This is a genomic window from Qaidamihabitans albus (assembly GCF_016464705.1).
In the GTDB taxonomy this organism is placed as follows: domain Bacteria; phylum Actinomycetota; class Actinomycetes; order Mycobacteriales; family Pseudonocardiaceae; genus Qaidamihabitans; species Qaidamihabitans albus.
Window position 1 is genome coordinate 84073 of the sequence record NZ_JAEHOB010000007.1, and the last position, 17555, is coordinate 101627.

The following is a 17555-nucleotide window of genomic DNA, read 5'->3' on the forward strand; positions in this document are numbered from 1 at the left end:
ACAGCACGACAGGTGCCCCCGCGGCCTCGTACGCGTTCGTACGAGGCCGCGGGGGCACCTGGTGGTCCGGCCTTAGCGGCGCGCGCCCTTCTTGCCCTTCTTCGCCTGCTGACGGGCGGCAGCACGCCGCTCCCGCCGCGTACCGGCCGCCGAGGACGACCCGCCCTGCGAGCCGTCACCGTCGCCGGCACCGTGCGACTCGACGCCGCCGCCCTCGGCCGGGCCGGAGAACGTCAGCGCCTGCTGGCTGGAACCTGCGCCGAGACCCTTGCCCCGGAGCGCCGCCGGCACCGCCTCACCCTGCGGTGCGGCCTTCGGCTGCGGCGGGACGGACCGGGCGTGCCTGCTCTCGGCAGGCGCCGCCTGACCGTTGCCGGCCATCGCCGGCGCCGCCACCGCGGGCTGCGGCTCGGTCTGCGGGGTGGGCTCCGCCTGCTCGACCTGGAGGTTGAAGAGGAAACCGACGGTCTCCTCCTTCAGCGACTCCAGCATCGCGTTGAACATGTCGAAGCCCTCGCGCTGGTACTCCACGAGCGGGTCCCGCTGGGCCATCGCCCGCAGACCGATGCCCTCCTTGAGGTAGTCCATCTCGTAGAGGTGCTCGCGCCACTTGCGGTCGAGCACCGACAGCACGACCCGGCGCTCCAGCTCCCGCATCGCGCCCTCGCCCACCTTGGCGTCGATCTCGGCCTCACGCTGGTCGTAAGCCCTGAGCGCGTCCTCGAGCAGGGCCTCCCGCAGCCGGTCGGCGTCGAGGTCGTCGGTGTCCTCGGCGAGGTCCTCCCAGCGGATCCCGACCGGGTACAGCGTCTTCAGCGCGGTCCACAGCTTCTCGTGGTCCCAGTCCTCGGCGTAGCCCTCGGCGGTCGCCCCGTCGACGTAGGCGGTCACGACGTCGCGCAGCATGTGCTCGAGCTGCTCCCGCAGGTCCTCGCCCTCCAGCACCCGGCGGCGCTCGGCGTAGATCACCTTGCGCTGGAGGTTCATCACCTCGTCGTACTTGAGGACGTTCTTGCGGATCTCCATGTTCTGCTGCTCGACCTGCGTCTGCGCGCTCTTGATGGCCTTGCTGACCATCTTGTGCTCGATCGGCACGTCGTCGGGCAGCCGCATGGTGGTCATGACCCGCTCGACCATCGCGGCATTGAAGCGGCGCATCAGGTCGTCGCCGAGCGAGAGGTAGAACCTCGACTCACCCGGGTCGCCCTGGCGCCCGGAGCGACCGCGCAACTGGTTGTCGATGCGGCGGGACTCGTGCCGCTCGGTGCCGAGCACGTACAGGCCGCCGGCCTCGATGACCTCCTCGGCCTCCGCCTTCGACTCCGCGGTGACCTCCTCGCGGACCTTCGGCCACGCGGCCTCGTACTCCTCCGAGTGCTCCACCGGGTCGAGGCCGCGCTCCCGCAGCACCTCGTCGGCGATGATGTCCGGGTTGCCGCCGAGCACGATGTCGGTGCCTCGGCCTGCCATGTTGGTGGCGACCGTGACGGCGCCCTTGCGCCCCGCCTTGGCCACGATCAGTGCCTCGCGGTGGTGGTTCTTCGCGTTGAGCACCTCGTGCGGAACCCCGCGCTTGAGCAGGAGCTTCGACAGGTGCTCCGACTTCTCCACGCTGGTGGTGCCGACCAGCACCGGCTGGCCCTTCTCGTGCCGCTCGGCGATGTCGTCGGCGACCGACTCGAACTTGGACTGCTCGGTCTTGTAGATCAGGTCCGCCTGGTCGGCCCGGATCATCGGCCGGTTGGTCGGGATGGGGACCACACCGAGCTTGTAGGTCTGGTGGAACTCGGCCGCCTCGGTCTCGGCGGTACCGGTCATGCCCGCGAGCTTGTCGTAGAGCCGGAAGAAGTTCTGCAGCGTGATCGTGGCGAGCGTCTGGTTCTCCGCCTTGATCTCGACGCCTTCCTTCGCCTCGATCGCCTGGTGCATGCCCTCGTTGAACCGGCGGCCGGCGAGGATTCGCCCGGTGAACTCGTCGACGATGAGCACCTCGCCGTTGCGGACGATGTACTCCTTGTCCTTCCGGTACAGCTCCTGGGCCTTCAGCGCGTTGTTCAGGTAGCCGACCAGCGGGGTGTTCGCCGCCTCGTAGAGGTTGTCGATGCCGAGCTGGTCCTCGACGAACTCGACGCCCTTCTCCGTGACACCGACGGCCCGCTTGCGCTCGTCCACCTCGTAGTGGATGTCACGCTTCATCAGCGGCGCCATCCGCGCGAACTCGGTGTACCAGCGCGAGGACTGGTCGGCGGGCCCGGAGATGATCAGCGGGGTGCGCGCCTCGTCGATCAGGATCGAGTCGACCTCGTCGACGATCGCGAAGTTGTGGCCGCGCTGCACGCAGTCGTCCAGGCTCCACGCCATGTTGTCGCGCAGGTAGTCGAAGCCGAACTCGTTGTTCGTGCCGTAGGTGATGTCGGCGTTGTAGGCCGCCCGGCGTCCGGACGGCGGCAGGTCGGACAGGACGACACCGACCTCCAGCCCCAGGAACCGGTGGATGCGGCCCATCCACTCGGAGTCACGTTTGGCCAGGTAGTCGTTCGTGGTGACGAGGTGCACACCCTTGCCGGAGATCGCGTTGAGGTAGCACGCCAGCACCGACGTCAGCGTCTTGCCCTCACCGGTCTTCATCTCGGCGACCTGGCCGAGGTGCAGCGCGGCACCACCCATGACCTGCACGTCGAAGGGGCGCTGCCCGAGGACCCTCTTGGCGGCCTCCCGCGCCACCGCGAACGCCTCCGGCAGCAGGTCGTCGAGGGACTCGCCGTTCTCGTGCCGCCGGCGGAACTCACCGGTCTTGGCCTGGAGCTCAGCGTCCGAGAGGTCCAGCACATCGTCTTCGAGGGTGTTGATGTGGTCTGCGATGTGGCGCAGCCGCTTCACCATCTTGCCCTCGCCCGCACGGAGCAGGCGGTTCAGAAGCATCCGGTCGACCTCACTAGCTGTGTCTCTTGGTCGTGATAGCACCCGAGCGGGCGCCGGGCAGCTTGGCACACGCAGCCCCGGGGAACGGGACCGCGCATACGTCCATCGTAGGGAACATGCCGCCCTGCGTGCACCCGGCGTCGCGAACGGGCACGCGGGACGGCCCGCACGCGCTGCGCGTGCGGGCCGTCCGCTGCTGAGGAGTGGAAGAGTCCTGGGCTCGTAGTTCGTTCCCCGGCGGGCTCAGCCGAGCCTGATGACGCCGTAGTCGAAGCCTTTTCTCCGGTAGACGACGCTCGGCTTGCCGACCTCCGCGTCGTTGTAGAGGTAGAAGTCGTGTCCGACGAGCTCCATCTCGTAGAGAGCCCGGTCGACCGTCATGGGTTCCGCGGAGTGCTGTTTCTCCCGCACGATGCGACCGGGCTCGTGCTCGGTCACGCCGTCGTCCCAGCGCTGCTCTGGTACCGAGAAGTCGGCCATCTCGGCGGCCGCCATCTCCTCGCTCAGCGCCTCGACGGATGCCGGTGCATCGAGCACGGCCGTGCCCGCCGGGCGCCGTCCGTTGGTCTCCGGACCGGTCAGGCCCGCTCCGGCGGCCGCGACGGAGGTCGCTTCCGCGACGGACTCCGGGCTACGCCTGCCGTAGTGCACGCGGCGCCGGTCGTGCATGCGGCGCAGACGGTTCTCGATCTTGCTGACGGCGGAGTCGAGCGCCGCGTAGAAGTCGCCGGCACAGGCCTCGGCGCGGACGGCGGGCCCCTTTCCCTTGCCGGTGATCTCGACCCGCTGGCAGCTCTTGGATTGCCGGCGGTTGGGCTCGTGGAAAAGCTCCACGTCATAGCGGATGACCTTCTTGTCGTACCGCTCCAACCGGGCCAGCTTCTCGCTGACGTGCGCCCGATAGTGTTCGGGCACCTCCACGTTGCGACCCTTAACGACGATGTCCATACACGACCTCCCTCGCTGAGATGGCTGCGAGCTATCTTCTGGACGGTGCGCGCCGGTGTAGAAGGGAACCGCCGGGTCTGCGAAGCCCGTACGCGCGCTGGCTGCGGTCGGCACGCGGTCACGACGTCTCGTGGGCGATGGCCGAACGCGGAATCAGCGCTCCTCCGGCGCTAGGGACATGGGCTCTTCACCTCCCTGCCTGCCGGGACAAGCTGTTAGCGGAGCACGTTAGCCCGCTGACGGCGGTTAGAACAGCCCCCGGGGCGGGGGACGCCGGGCGGTGAGAGACGGTCACCGTCCGCAGTGGACGCGCCGTGCACGCGCGACGGCCGCGCCCCGTTCGGAGCAGCGGGCTCACGTGGATTTCATTCCTGGGGCGCAGCGGCGCGGCGTCTGCCTGCCCGAGGGTGACGATCGTGCCGCAGCCGTCCGCCACTCCGCCGGAGTGACCCACGAACGGTGCCGGCCTCATGCCCCACCAACGACCGGGCGCCCCGCGTGGGTTCCCGCCGAGAGAACACTCGACCGGGTGACAGGGGGCAGTCTCAGCAGGCTCAGCCGGCCGCCGTCAGCGCGAGCACGGCCGAGACCTCGACGCTGCCCGCACGCAGCGCCGCCGTACACGCGCCGACAGTCGCCCCGGTGGTCACCACGTCGTCGAGCAGCACGACCGGGGTCCCCGCGGGCGGAGCGCCGTCCGGGTGCAACCGCAGCCGCCCGGCCAGGTTCGCCACCCGCTGCGCCTGGTCCAGCCCCACGGCGTCCCGCGCACCCGCGTCGAGCCGTAGCGCGGGCGCGACCGCGACCGGCCTGCCCTGCGCCGCCATCCAGGCCGCACACCGCCGTGCCAGTTCGAGGACGTGCGGCCCGCCCCGGACGCGCGCCGCCGACCGCCGGGAAGGGGCGGGTACCAGCCACCACATGCCCGCGGCGTCCGGCCGCGCGCCAGGCAGGTGGGGCACCACGCCGGCCAGGACCTCGCCGAGCGGGCGCGCCAGATCGCGCCTGCCGCGCTCCTTGTAGGCGAGCACGAGCCGCCTGGCGACTCCGTGGTAGCGGGCGAGCGCGTGGACACCCCCGCCGCGGGCGACGAACTCCTGGCCGCACCACACCGCGGCGCACGCCGGGCAGCACGGGGCGCCCGGCTCACCGCAGCCCGCACAAACGGCGGGGAGAAACAGATCGAGGGCGGCCCTTCCGATCGAGCGCACACCTGCCCGGCTGGTCACGCCCGCAGCATGCCCGCACCCACCGACAGAAAGCGGTGGCGGACCTCAGCCGGGGTAGAAGGGCCTCGCCTCGGCGTGGCTGTGCGCGTGCGGGCGCCACACCTCACCCACGTCGCTCACCGTCCACAGGCCGCCCGCGTCGGCGACGACGATCGGCCTGCCCGGCGCCGCCGTGACGGCACTCATCGGCGGCGTCAGGTTGGAGCTGTTGAACTTGTCCAGCCGCAACCCGTCGACCGGCACGCGGGCGACCGGAACGGACTCCGAGGCCGTTGCCGCGATCAGCGTGTCCTGACTGATCCAGTCGACGTCCACGACCTCCCCGAGCTGGCCGCTCTGCAGGATCCGCGGCGCACGCAGCGTCACCGACGTGCCGTCCGCGGCACGGACCACGGACGCGACCAGCAGCTGCCCGCCTGCGATCACGGCCACCCGGACACCGTCCCTCGACAGCCGCAGCCCGGTGATCGGACCGACCGCGGTGATCTCCGAGGCGTTCACCGACTGCGGGGTCCACCGCCCGTCCGGCGCCCGGAGCACCCGCACCACCTGCTCCTGGTCGACGGCGGTCCACAGCTCGCCCGAGGAGCTCGACGTGGACGCCGCAGGCCGCCAGCTCGGCCTGGTGAGCGCCTTCGCGTCGGCGAGGTCGACGACCTGTCCGTTCGCGCCGTAGTCGCCGACCCGCAGCCGCGCCCGGTCTCCCACCCGTTCGACGACCGCGAGCTGCTCACCGTTGATGGACTGCGCCGCGCTCTCCACGTTCAGCGCGCCGGTGCCGGCCGGGTCGTCGATCGGTGCGCCATTGCCGAGCGAGCGGACGCGCCCGTCGACGACCATCAGGCCGGGCAGCTCGGAGCTCGGTGAGGACAGGGCCTCGTACGCGGGCAGGTCGCTCGGCCGCCAGTCGATGTGGCCCGGCACGAGCGCCGTGCCGTCGGAGAGCAACCGGATGCGGCTCGTGGTCACGTTCTGCAGCGAGCGGACGATCTGCGCGGCGATCAGCTTGCGGTCCTGCACGCTCTGCTCCTCGACGCCCGAGAGGGGCACCACCAGAGCGCCGTCGCTGGTACCCGTCACGTTGCTCTCGAGCGTCGCCGAGTCGCCGAGCGGATTGCGCACCGCGCCCGCCAGGCCGTTCGACGGTCCGGCGAGCAGCAGGTCGACGACCCTGGCCGGCAACCCGGACTGCGGCTTCGCCACGACATAGCGCAGGTCGGGCACCAGTGCGCTGGAATCGGGAGCGAAGAAGTACACCGGGACGCGGAAGTAGCTCTCGGTGAAGTCCGTCTCCGTGATCATGATGTTGTTCGGCGGGTCGACGATGCGCCACTGGGCGTTCTGCTGACGGCGCAGCCGCACGGGGACCTCGACGGAGTCGGTCGAGGGGATGAACGCGCTGTCCGGCCCGAGCCTGCCCACCTGGAAGCCGCGCAGCGTCACCAGCCGCTCGTTCTCGCCGGCCGGCTGTTCGCTGCTCGGTGCGTAGACCGTGCCGAAGGTGTCCTGGATGACAGTCAGGCTCTGATCCGGCCGCCACGTCTGCCGTTCGGTGCGCTCGAGATAGGCCCGTGCGGCGGCGTTGTCGCTCGCCGGCTGCGCGCTCGCGCGCACGAACTCGCGGACCACCGTGAGCGGGTCCAGGTCCGGCGCCGGCTCGGGGATCTCCTGTGTCGGCTGGCCGAGCCGGTCCCGTGGAATCGCCTCGGGTTGCGACTCGGCGGGGATGTTGGCGCACCCGGCCGCGACCAGCACGCAGGCGAGCGCGGCCGCCACCACGTGCCGCCGCTTCGCCAAGACGTGCCCCGGTACGCCTTTCACCTGACCTCCTCGTGCTCCCTGGCCGGCTCGGTCGCGCCCTCGCCAGGGGTGTCCGTTCCGGCCTCGACCACCTGGCCGTTGCCCGCCGCGGGCCCATCGGGCGGCAGCGCGAGCGGGCTCTGCTCCACCGTGTCGCCGACCCGGCGCGGCAGCGTGAGCCGGAAACACGCGCCCCGGCCCGGTTCGCCCCAGGCCTCCAGCAGGCCGCCGTGCAACCGGGCGTCCTCGTGGCTGATCGCCAGGCCGAGCCCGGTGCCACCGGTGCGCCGGTTACGGGAGGGATCCGCCCGCCAGAACCGGTTGAACACCAGCTCGGCCTCGCCGGGACGCAACCCGATCCCGAAGTCGCGCACGGTGAGCGCGATCGCATGGTCGTTGGCGGCCAACTGCAACCGTACCGGCGTGCCCTCGCTGTGGTCGACGGCGTTGGCGAGCAGGTTGCGCAGGATCCGCTCGACCCGGCGCGCGTCCACCTCGGCGGTGACTTCCTCCTCCGGCACGTCGAGCTCGATCGTGCTGCCCGCGGACCCGGCGATGACGCTGACCTGCTCGACCGCGCGCTCCGCCACCGGCCTGACGTCGACGACCTCGGGCGAGAGCTCCTCCACACCGGCGTCGAGCCTGCTGATCTCGAGCAGGTCGCGCAGCAGGGTCTCGAACCGGTCCAGCTCGTCGACCAGCAGCTCCGTCGAGCGGGCCAGCCCGGCCGGGAACTGCTCGCGCGAGGCGTGCAGCACGTCCGCCGCCATCCGCACGGTGGTGAGCGGGGTCCGCAGCTCGTGCGAAACGTCCGAGGTGAACCGCCGCTGCAGCTGGCCGAACTCCTCGAGCTGCCGGATCTGCCGCTGGATGCTGGCCGCCATCTCGTTGTACGACACGGCGAGCTTGGCCAGGTCGTCCTCACCCACCACGTCGAGGCGCCGGTCCAGCTCGCCGTCGGCGAAGCGCTCCGCCACCGCCGCGGCCCGGCGAACGGGACGCACCACCTGGCGGGTGACCAGGTTGGTGATGCCCGCGAGTAGCAGCAACAGCACCAGGCCACCGACCAGCAGGGTGTTCTGCACCGTGGCGACCGTGTTCTGCTCGGCGGTGAGCGGGAAGAGCAGGTAGAGCTGCAGCGGGCGCGAGGTGGTTGTCACGGGCGCGCCGACCACGAGGTAGGTGGCCCGGTCGTTGCCCGTGCCGAAGGTGTGGATCTGGTTCGCCTGCTGGTTGTTCTCGACGAAGTTGCGCAGCCCGCTTGGGACCTTCTCGTAGGGGCCCGCGTAGATGGTGTCCTCGGAAGAGCGGTCGGGATCCCCCGCCGCGAGCACCGGCTCGAAGGCGCCGGCCGCCGAACTGGACGTGTCGCGGGTGGCCACCGAGCTGCTGGTGATCTTCTTGAGCGCGTTGGCCAGCCGGTTGCGCAGGCCCTCCTCCTGGCCGGCGTCACCGACGAGCTGACTCTCGGCCGTCTGGACGACCACCTGCAGCTGGCCGAACGCCGCCTTCTCCTTGGTGTCCATCAGCCGCTCGGTGATCTGGCTCTGCAACACCATGCCCAGAACGAAGACCACCGCCGAGGACAGCGCCAGGGTGGAGACGGTGACCCGGAACTGCAGCGAGTGCCGCCAGAGCTCACCGAAGACAACGGCGCGCCGCCTGCCGAAGGTCACCGCCCTCGCGGCGACCGCCGCCGTCGCCCGGCCGAACCTGGTCAGCCGGTCTTTCATCGCTCGATCATGGGGGACCCGCCTTGTACCCCACGCCGCGCACCGTCAACACCACCTCTGGGTGTTCCGCGTCCTTCTCGACCTTCGACCGTAACCGCTGCACGTGCACGTTCACCAGGCGAGTGTCCGCAGCGTGCCGGTAACCCCACACCTGTTCGAGCAGCACCTCCCGAGTGAACACCTGGCGCGGCTTGCGCGCGAGTGCCACCAGCAGGTCGAACTCGAGCGGCGTCAGCGGGATGGGCTTGCCCTCGCGGGTGACCTCGTGGCCGGGCACATCGATCGAAAGGTCGCCGATCGTGAGCGTCTCGGCGGGTTCGGACTCGGTCCGCCGCATGCGGGCGCGGACACGTGCGACGAGCTCCTTGGGCTTGAACGGCTTGACCACGTAGTCGTCGGCACCCGACTCGAGGCCGAGCACGATGTCCACGGTGTCGCTCTTGGCGGTGAGCATGACGATCGGTACCCCGGACTCGGCTCTGATGGCCTTGCAGACGTCGATACCGTTCATGCCGGGCAGCATCAGGTCGAGGAGCACAAGATCGGGTTTCAGCTCACGCAGCGCGGGCAGCGCACGCGAACCGTCGGAGACGACCGCGGTGTCGAATCCCTCGCCACGCAGAACGATGGTCAGCATCTCAGCAAGAGCAGGGTCATCGTCGACGACCAGCACACGTGCCTTCATGAGCACATATTCGCACTCATGTCACAGTCCGCGTACGCGGCCCGGCTTTCCGGGGCCGCACTAGTCCGATCGGGCGATCAGGCGAGACGCCGTTCGGCGGCCTTCCGGGTAACTGCGCGGCCTGGTCAGACACCGCCCGGGAACGGCGACCCCCTTGCGCCGACCCACTAGTGTTGCGCTATGCGGAACTCCGGCGCAGGAAAGAACGGCACCAGCCCGGTCCAGTCCGTGGACCGGGCGATCAGCGTCCTCGAGCTACTCGCCCGCAACGGAGAAGCGGGAATCACCGAGATCGCCGGTGAGCTGGGCGTCCACAAGTCGACCGCCTCCCGGCTCGTCAGCGTCCTGGAGGCCAGGGGCCTCGTCGAACAGCTCGGCGAGCGCGGGAAGTACGCGATCGGTTTCGGGATCGTCCGGCTGGCCGGTGCCGCGACCGGCCGGATGGATCTGGCCAAACTCGGCAACCAGACCTGCCAGATGCTCGCCGAGTCGCTCGGCGAGACGGTCAACATCGCGGTGGCCGACGACGGCATCGCCATCAACATCAGCCAGGCACACGGCGCCGCCGCCGTGTCCGCGCAGAACTGGACCGGCCGGCGCACCCCCCTGCACGCCACCTCCAGCGGCAAGGTGCTGCTGGCCTACATGGACGCCACCGAACGGCGCAGGCTGCTGCGCCGCAGGCTCGACGAGTACACCCCGCGCACCAAGACCCGGCCGGAGGAACTGACGGCCGAACTCGACCGCATCGTCGAGGACGGCTACGCGGCGTGCTTCGAGGAGTTCGAGATCGGCATGCACGCGGTGGCCGTGCCGATCTTCGGCACCGGCTACGAGATCATCGCCGCGATGAGCGCCTCCGGACCGTCCTACCGGCTCTCCCGCCAGCGCATCAGGCAACTGGTGCAACCGATGTCCGAGGCGGCCGCCGAGCTCTCCGGCCAGCTCGGCCACTTCCCGCACCAGACACCCTCGTGAGTGCGCACGCGAGTTAGAACTCGGCTACGCACTCACGAGCCGGCCAGCAGGTTCGCGGCGAGGGCGGGGGCGTCCACCTCCGCGGCACCGTCGACGGCATGCCAGGGCGACAGCCAGGCCGCGGCGGCGAGGTCGTCGTAGATCCGCGCGCAGCGAGCCTGCAGGCCGTCGTCGGACTCGAAGGAGTCCCTGGCCCGGCCGGCCTCGCTGACCGCCCGCCGCCCGGCCCGGCGCGCCGCCACGTCGGGGGCGACCCGCAACAGCACGTGCGAGTCGGGCACGGGCAGGCCGAAACGCTCGATCTCGAGCAGCCGGACCCACTCGACGAACTCGCCGTCCGCCGCCTGGCGCAGCCTGGCGGCCCCGTAGGCCGCGTTGGAGGCCACGTAGCGGTCGAGCAGCAGGACGTCGTGCGCGCGCAGGTCGGCGCGGATGCCCGCGGCGGCCTCCCGGCGGTCCAGCGCGTACAGCAGCCCCATGCCGTACACCGAGTCACCGAGGTCGCCGTGCTCGCCGTAGAGCGCCTCCCGCACCAGGTCGGCGTGCACGCCGGCACCGTAGCGCGGGAACGCCAGGGTCGCCACGCTCGCGCCTGCCTCGTGCAGCGCCTTCGTCAGCGCGTCGGTCAGCGTGCGCTTGCCCGCGCCGTCGATACCCTCGATGACCACCAGTCGCCCCACGAGCGTGCACGATACAAAGCGGCGGGGTCAGTACCGGTAGTGGTCCGACTTGTACGGTCCCTCGACGTCCACGTCGATGTACTCGGCCTGGTCCTTGGAGAGCTTGGTGAGCTCCCCACCGAGGGCCTCGACGTGGATGCGGGCGACCTTCTCGTCCAGCTTCTTCGACAGCCGGTACACCTCCCGGTCGTACTCGGCGTTCTTGGTGAACAGCTCCATCTGCGCGATCACCTGGTTGGAGAAGCTGGTCGACATCACGAAAGACGGGTGCCCGGTGGCGTTGCCGAGGTTCAGCAACCTGCCCTCGGACAGCACCAGGATCGAGTGCCCGTCCGGGCGGCCCTCGGAACCGCCGGGAAAGATCCACTCGTCGACCTGCGGCTTGATGTTCACCCTGCGGATGCCCGGGTAGCGGGCGAGGCCGGCCATGTCGAGCTCGTTGTCGAAGTGCCCGATGTTGCCCACGATCGTCTGGTGCTTCATCCGCGCCATGTGCTCGGCCATCACCACGTCCTTGTTGCCGGTCGTGGTGATCACGATGTCCGCCTCCGGCAGCACCGACTCCAGCGTCTTGACCTCGTAACCGTCCATCTGGGCCTGTAGCGCGCAGATCGGGTCGATCTCGGTGACGACGACCCGCGCACCCTGCCCGCGCAGCGACTCCGCGGTCCCCTTGCCGACGTCGCCGTAGCCGCAGATCACCGCGACCTTGCCGCCCATCAGCACGTCCGTGCCACGGTTGATGCCGTCGATCAACGAATGCCGGATGCCGTAGCGATTGTCGAACTTCGACTTGGTCACCGAGTCGTTGACGTTGATCGCCGGAAACAGCAGTTCCCCCTGCGCCGCCAGCTGGTACAGCCGCAACACGCCGGTCGTGGTCTCCTCGGTGACGCCCATGATGCCCGCGCCGATCGTCGTCCACTTCCCCGCGTCGGCGGCCACCGAGTTCCGCAGCAGTTCCAGGAAGACCTTCCACTCGTCCGGATCGTCCGCCTCCGGTGAGGGCACGACCCCGGCCTTCTCGTACTGCGTGCCCTTGTGCACGAGCATGGTCGCGTCGCCACCGTCGTCGAGGATCATGTTGGGCCCCTCGCCCGGCCAGGTGAGCATTCGCTCGGTGCACCACCAGTACTCCGCGAGGGTTTCGCCCTTCCACGCGAAGACCGGCACCCCGCGCGGCTCCTCGGGAGTGCCGTACGGACCGACGACGACCGCCGCCGCGGCGTGGTCCTGGGTCGAGAAGATGTTGCAGGAAGCCCACCGCACCTCGGCGCCGAGCGCCACCAGCGTTTCGATCAGCACCGCCGTCTGCACCGTCATGTGCAACGAACCCGAGATCCGGGCCCCCTTGAGCGGGTAGACCTCCGCGTACTCCCGCCGCAGCGCCATCAGCCCTGGCATCTCGTGTTCGGCGAGCCGGATCTCCTTGCGGCCGAACTCGGCGGCGGCCAGGTCCGCGACGGCGAATTCGATCCCATTGCGGCTCTGCTGCCGTGGAGCAACGCTTTCAGGGGGCATTTCGAACATTCCTTCAGACTCGCTGTGCCGCCAACCGGCCGCATTGACACCAGCAGATTACCGTTGTTCGTTCGTCCGTTGTTTCCCTGAACCCAGCTAGGAGAAGTACAGGTGCCACTCCCCGGCCCCGATACCCGCGTCGTCGAACTGCGCGTTCCGGGGCTGATCGGCACCAGCGGCGAATCGCTGCTGGACTCGGTCGACACCGTGGACGTCGCCGGCGACGGCGTCGGCAGGATCATCCGGCCGTCCGACCGGCTGCGCAGGCCCGCGCCCGGGCCCATGCTGCAGGCACTCGGCCGCTCGCTGCCGCGCACGGTCGAGGGCTACCTGTGGAACCGGATGACCTCGGGCGGTATGGCGAAGACGGCCTGGGCGCTGCTGTTCCCGTTCTCACTGGCCAACGTGGCCCACTGGATGCTGCCGCCGGTTCCGGAGGGCAGCCGGCTCGCCACCGCCATCGGCACGGTGTGCCGCGCCCTGCTCCGGATCGCGGCACTGCTGCTCACCGTGCTGCTGGTGACCCAGCTCGCGGTGGTCAGCCTCGACCTGGTCGCGGTGCAGTGCCTCGCCCCGGGCTCCACCTGCGTGCCGTTCACCCCGTCCTGGATCAGGGACGTCCCGCCGATGCGCACCGTCGTCGGAGTGCTGCCACTGCTGGCGGTCATCTTCGTGCTGTACCGGGTTTCATCGGCGGCGTGGACGGTGAACGCGCCCGAGCGAGTACGCAACCAGGGGCCGGAACTGCCCGGGGACGACCTGGTCGACGGCACCGACACGGCGCTGCTGCGCTCCGCTCACACGGTGGCCGCGCTGGCGTGCGTGGCACTGCTCCTGCTCGGCGGACCGCTGCGCGTACCCGGGTCGACCGCGGAGCTCGTCCTGTGGGTGGTCACGCTGACGGTGCTCGGTTGCACGCTGCTGGCCGCGACCACGCGCGCGCACCGGCTGCTCGGCGCGGTGATCCGCGTCGTGCTGCTGATCGTCGCGCTCGGGCTCGTCGTCACCGCCGCGGTACTCCGGACACCGCTGCCGTCGGCGCTGACCGGCACCAACGACGCGGTGCAGGTGGTCGGCGCGGCGCTGCTCGCGGTGTGCGTCCTCTTCGGCGTGCTGCTCGTACCTGCCGCGCTGCTCGCCAGGCCCGCGTGGGCGGCACTGCCCCGGCGACTGCGGCCGTGGGCGGGTGGCTGGGCCGCCGCACCCGCGCTGGCGCTGGCCGGGCTGCTCGGCGGCGGATTCGGTGCCGGGCTGGCGATCGCGCTGCGCCAGCTGATCGGCACCGGCGACCTGCTCCTGCCGCCGAGCTACACGCTGGTCACCCTGCTGTGGGGCACGGCGCTGCCGGTCGCCGCGCTGCTCGCCGGTGGCGCTTTCGCGGTCGCGATCCCGCTGCGGCGGCTCCGCAGAGGCGTGCCGGAGGTGGTCCGGTTACTGCAGAACGGCAAGCAGGAGCGGGCTGCGGCCGCGACCGCGTGGGCCAGGGCGAGCTGGGAACGCAAGTACCTGCACCGCATGGTGCTCGGGTTCGTGCTGACGATGGCGGTCGGTGTCGCGGTGCTGCTCGCGGTGCGATTCGGTGCCGGTTCGGTGCCCGGCAGGCTGGCCCCGTTCTCCGGCGTCGGCGTGCTGGCGCTGGGCGCGCTGGCCGCCGGCCTGCTGCGGGTCGTCTACACCACCGCCACCGGACCCGAGCGGAGCCGGCACCTCGGCGCCTTCGCCGATCTCGTCTGCTTCTGGCCGCGGGCCGCGCATCCGGCCGTGCCGCCGTCGTACCCGCTCAAGGTCGTCCCCGAGGTCGCCGAGCGGGCCCGCGAGCACCTGGCCGAGCCGAACACCCGCGTCGTGCTCGCCGGCTATCACATCGGCGGTCTGCTCGCGGTCGTCGCGGCGAGCAGGCTGGTGGCCGACCTGCCCGCCGAGGACCGGGAGCGGGTCGGCGTGCTCACCGGCGGCGCGCCGTTGCAGTGGGGCTACCAGCGCGCCTTTCCCGCCGTACTGCCGCACGAGTCGCTCACCCGGTTCTACGGCAGGCTCGACGGACGGTGGCGCGGGCTGTGCCGCGGCACGGACACCTTCGGCGGTGGTGCCACCACCTGGCGGCACCAGGTGGTCGACGGCAAGCTGCTGGGGATGGGCTACCTGCCCGACGGCGGGGTCGGCGCGCTGCCCGCCGCGGTGCGCGGACCGACCGGCGCGCTGGTGCTCGGTGGCGATCACTGGCTGCCCGACCCCATCACCGGTCCCCTCAACGGCAGGCGCTGGGTGGCGGGCGTGCGCAGGCACGCGGACTACGTCGCCGACCCGGAGTGGGACCGCGCGGTGATCATGGCGGCCGGGCTGGAGGACCCCGACACGACGAAGCGGCTGGCCGAGCAGGTGCCGTTGTTCGGCGATCTGCTCGGCCAGCCGCGCTGTCACTGACTGACCAGCTGAGAACCGTGACGTGCCTGGTCAAAGGGCAGCAGGGCGCGCCCGGCGAAGCCTCGTGATCGTGGCGGCGGGGCGTCCCAACTGCGGGCGGCGGGCTGACGAGGTCAAGTCCCGAGCCCCGGCGACACGATCGTGTCGCGCGCTTTGACGGGCACTGACTCCCGGGCGTCAGGAGGTCTTGCGGCGCATCCTGGTCAGCGCGAGCAGCGCACCGCCACCGGCGAGCAGCAGCGCGCCGAGACCGATCAGCCAGCCGCTGCCGAACCCGGTGGAGGCCAGGTCGCCGCTGTCCCCGGCCGGCGAGACCGCGGGCTGCGACGTCGTGGTCGCCACACCGCCGGCTCCGCTGGTCGTCGTGGAGGTCGCGACGCCGGTCGTGCTCTCCTCCGGGCTGGTCGTCTCGCTGGAGGTCGACGTCTCGGTGGACGTCGTCGAGCTCTCCGTGGTGGTGCTGGTCGAGGTCTCGGTCTCGCTCGGCGAGGTCGTGGAACTCGGCGTGGTGACCTCGCCACAGAGGAACCAGTGGCTGATCTGGGGGATCTTGCCGCCGTTGTTCAGCGGTGCGCGCAGCTTCTTCCACGGCGGCGTGGCGGAGAGCTTCTTCTCGCCGGGCACGTACAGGTTGTAGCCATCACCGCCCTTGACGATGATGCCAGTCACCTCGGCACCGTCCGGGATCTCCGTGATGGTCAGGAAACGGTCCTGCTGGGTGCCGCCGGTGAACTCGACGTCGTCCTTGTCGAGGGGCTCCCCGGCGAGCCCGGCCTTCTCGCAGGCGTCCTTCATTCCCTCATCGACATTGCCGTCGACGACTTCGGCGCGTGGATCCTCCACATAGGTCGCGGCGGCGACGGTGGCCGAACCGGCCAGTAGACCCAGCGCCATCGTGGCCACGGCGAACGTGCGAAGGCGGAACCTCGGACTCACAGACATCAAGAATCTCCCGTGCGGGTGAAGACTTCGGGGAAGTGCCCGGCAAGGCGGGCAGGCCGCACGGACCCTAACCGATCGGGTGAGCCACTTTACCCGTTTATCACCTCGGTGACCTTATTGATCTCCGCCAGTAACCAACTTGAGTCCCAACCACCACATGGACTACACCGGCAGCTAATCCCGGGTAACCGACTGTACTGACTTTCGGCGGCCGAGCACCGCGTGCCGCCTGCTGTACGCGAAGTACACCAGCACGCCGAGCGCCATCCACACGAGGAATCGCAGCCACGTGAGCACGGTCAGGTTGAGCATCAGCCAGGTGCAGGCGGCGATCGCCAGGAGCGGCACCAACGGCACCAGCGGCACGCGGAAGCCCCGCCGCAGATCCGGCCGCTTCCGGCGCAGCACCAGCACACCCGCCGAGACGAGGATGAACGCGAACAGCGTCCCGACGTTCACCATCTCCTCGAGCTTGCCCGTGTCGAAGAACGTCGCGGCGATCGCGACGACGACCCCGACCAGGATGTTGACCCGCACCGGCGTGCCGCGGGAACCGGTTTTCGCGAGCGGACGCGGCAGCAGCCCGTCCCTGGCCATCGCGAACAGCACCCGCTGCTGTCCGAGCAGCAGCACCATCACCACGGTCGTCAGCCCGGCCAGCGCCCCGATCGAGACGACGTTCGCGGCCCAGTCGACGCCGTGAAACGCGAACGCGGTCGCCAGCGTCTTGCGGCCCGCAGGCTCGGCGTCCGTGGCGAGCGACGTGTAGGGCACCATCCCGGCCACCACCAGCGACGTGGCCACGTACAGCACCGTCACGATGGCGAGCGAGCCGAGGATGCCGCGCGGCACGTTGCGCTGCGGCTCACGGGTCTCCTCGGCCGTGGTGGCGACGATGTCGAAGCCGATGAACGCGAAGAACACCAGCGAGGCGCCTGCCAGCAGTCCGAAAGCACCGTAGACGCTGCTTGACCCGCCCACGAGCGTGGAGAACAGCGACTGTTCGAGGCCGCCTGCCGTCTCGCCACCCTCGGCTGCGGGCGGGATGAACGGCGTGTAGTTGTCCGGGTTGATGTAGGCGATGCCGAGGACGATGACGAACAGGATGATCAGCACCTTGATCATCGTGATGACCAGGCCGAACCGCGACGACAGCTTCGTGCCCGCGGTCAGCAGGGCGGCGAGCACGGCGACCAGCAACAGCGATCCCCAGTCCACGTCGACTCCGCCGGCGCCGACGGTCGTGCTCACGCCCTCCCCGAACACGTACCGCAGCACGGTCTCCAGGTAGACCGACCAGCCCTTGGCCACCGCCGCCGCGGCGACCGAGAACTCGAGAATCAGGTCCCAGCCGATGATCCAGGCGAGGAACTCGCCGAACGTCGCGTACGAGAACGTGTAGGCGCTGCCCGCCACCGGCACGGTCGAGGCGAACTCGGCGTAGCACAGCGCGGCGAGCGCACACGCCGTCCCGGCGAAGACGAACGCGAGCGCCACCGACGGCCCGGACAGGTCACCCGCGGTGCGGGCGGTCAGCGTGAAGATACCGGCGCCGATCATCACGGCGACGCCGAACACCGTCAGGTCCCACGCGCCGAGGTTTCTGCGCAGTCTGGTGCCCGGTTCGTCGGTGTCCGCAATGGACTGTTCGACCGATTTCGTCCGCCAAATCCCGTTACCGGACAACGCTTCC

At 70.3% G+C, this 17555-nt stretch carries 12 protein-coding genes; 2 read left to right on the forward strand and 10 right to left on the reverse strand.

What is annotated here, in order from left to right:
• Positions 1–72 precede the first annotated feature (72 nt).
• From secA to mtrA, 6 genes are all read right to left on the reverse strand, one after another.
• Positions 73–2922: a preprotein translocase subunit SecA gene (gene secA, locus JAP66_RS15600; protein ID WP_199432464.1), complete on the reverse strand. Its 2850-nt coding sequence runs from the start codon at positions 2920–2922 to the stop codon at positions 73–75.
• Between the two features lie 243 nt (positions 2923–3165).
• Entirely contained in the window at positions 3166–3870 is a 705-nt protein-coding gene (hpf, locus tag JAP66_RS15605) for a ribosome hibernation-promoting factor, HPF/YfiA family (RefSeq protein ID WP_199432465.1), read from the reverse strand.
• 554 nt (positions 3871–4424) lie between these two features.
• Positions 4425–5099 (reverse strand): ComF family protein, encoded by a 675-nt coding sequence (locus tag JAP66_RS15610; RefSeq protein ID WP_307849575.1) that lies wholly within the window; start codon positions 5097–5099, stop codon positions 4425–4427.
• A gap of 45 nt (positions 5100–5144) precedes the next feature.
• Positions 5145–6920, reverse strand: coding sequence for an LpqB family beta-propeller domain-containing protein (locus tag JAP66_RS15615; RefSeq protein ID WP_307849576.1), 1776 nt, complete (start codon positions 6918–6920; stop codon positions 5145–5147).
• Complete coding sequence (mtrB, locus tag JAP66_RS15620; protein WP_199432466.1) at positions 6917–8632, reverse strand: MtrAB system histidine kinase MtrB; 1716 nt, start codon at positions 8630–8632, stop codon at positions 6917–6919. The genes JAP66_RS15615 and mtrB overlap by 4 nt, the downstream gene beginning before the upstream one ends.
• A 7-nt stretch (positions 8633–8639) precedes the next feature.
• Positions 8640–9317, reverse strand: a complete 678-nt coding sequence (mtrA, locus tag JAP66_RS15625; protein WP_199432467.1) for an MtrAB system response regulator MtrA — start codon at positions 9315–9317, stop codon at positions 8640–8642.
• Between the two features lie 180 nt (positions 9318–9497).
• Between mtrA and JAP66_RS15630 the strand changes: the two genes are divergently transcribed.
• The gene (locus tag JAP66_RS15630) at positions 9498–10295 is read left to right on the forward strand and encodes an IclR family transcriptional regulator (protein ID WP_199432468.1); all 798 of its coding nucleotides are present in this window, start codon (positions 9498–9500) and stop codon (positions 10293–10295) included.
• 32 nt (positions 10296–10327) lie between these two features.
• Here the strand turns inward: JAP66_RS15630 and JAP66_RS15635 are convergent, their stop codons facing one another.
• A complete protein-coding gene (locus JAP66_RS15635) occupies positions 10328–10975 on the reverse strand; it encodes a dTMP kinase (protein ID WP_199432469.1) in 648 nt (215 codons plus the stop codon).
• A 27-nt stretch (positions 10976–11002) separates the two neighbouring features.
• Entirely contained in the window at positions 11003–12496 is a 1494-nt protein-coding gene (ahcY, locus tag JAP66_RS15640; RefSeq protein WP_199432470.1) for an adenosylhomocysteinase, read from the reverse strand.
• A 111-nt stretch (positions 12497–12607) separates the two neighbouring features.
• On the opposite strand from ahcY, the gene JAP66_RS15645 reads away from it, so the two are divergent.
• Positions 12608–14920, forward strand: coding sequence for a hypothetical protein (locus JAP66_RS15645; RefSeq protein ID WP_199432471.1), 2313 nt, complete (start codon positions 12608–12610; stop codon positions 14918–14920).
• 177 nt (positions 14921–15097) lie between these two features.
• Here JAP66_RS15645 and JAP66_RS15650 read toward each other — a convergent pair whose 3' ends face one another.
• Together JAP66_RS15650 and JAP66_RS15655 are read right to left on the reverse strand one after the other, a co-directional pair.
• Positions 15098–15862 carry a hypothetical protein gene (locus tag JAP66_RS15650; protein ID WP_199432472.1) on the reverse strand — a complete coding sequence of 255 codons (765 nt, stop codon included), beginning with the start codon at positions 15860–15862 and terminating at the stop codon, positions 15098–15100.
• Between the two features lie 174 nt (positions 15863–16036).
• On the reverse strand, positions 16037–17548 hold the full coding sequence (locus tag JAP66_RS15655) for an amino acid permease (RefSeq protein ID WP_199432684.1): 1512 nt from the start codon (positions 17546–17548) through the stop codon (positions 16037–16039).
• Positions 17549–17555: the final 7 nt, after the last annotated feature.

Excerpts from the sequence above, each read along its gene's own strand:
- mtrB (WP_199432466.1), bottom strand. The coding sequence starts at position 8,632 with ATGAAAGACCGGCTGACCAGGTTCGGCCGGGCGACGGCGGCGGTCGCC.
- ahcY (WP_199432470.1), bottom strand. The coding sequence starts at position 12,496 with ATGCCCCCTGAAAGCGTTGCTCCACGGCAGCAGAGCCGCAATGGGATC.
- hpf (WP_199432465.1), bottom strand. The coding sequence starts at position 3,870 with ATGGACATCGTCGTTAAGGGTCGCAACGTGGAGGTGCCCGAACACTAT.
- secA (WP_199432464.1), bottom strand. The coding sequence starts at position 2,922 with ATGCTTCTGAACCGCCTGCTCCGTGCGGGCGAGGGCAAGATGGTGAAG.
- JAP66_RS15650 (WP_199432472.1), bottom strand. The coding sequence starts at position 15,862 with ATGTCTGTGAGTCCGAGGTTCCGCCTTCGCACGTTCGCCGTGGCCACG.
- mtrA (WP_199432467.1), bottom strand. The coding sequence starts at position 9,317 with ATGAAGGCACGTGTGCTGGTCGTCGACGATGACCCTGCTCTTGCTGAG.
- JAP66_RS15630 (WP_199432468.1), top strand. The coding sequence starts at position 9,498 with ATGCGGAACTCCGGCGCAGGAAAGAACGGCACCAGCCCGGTCCAGTCC.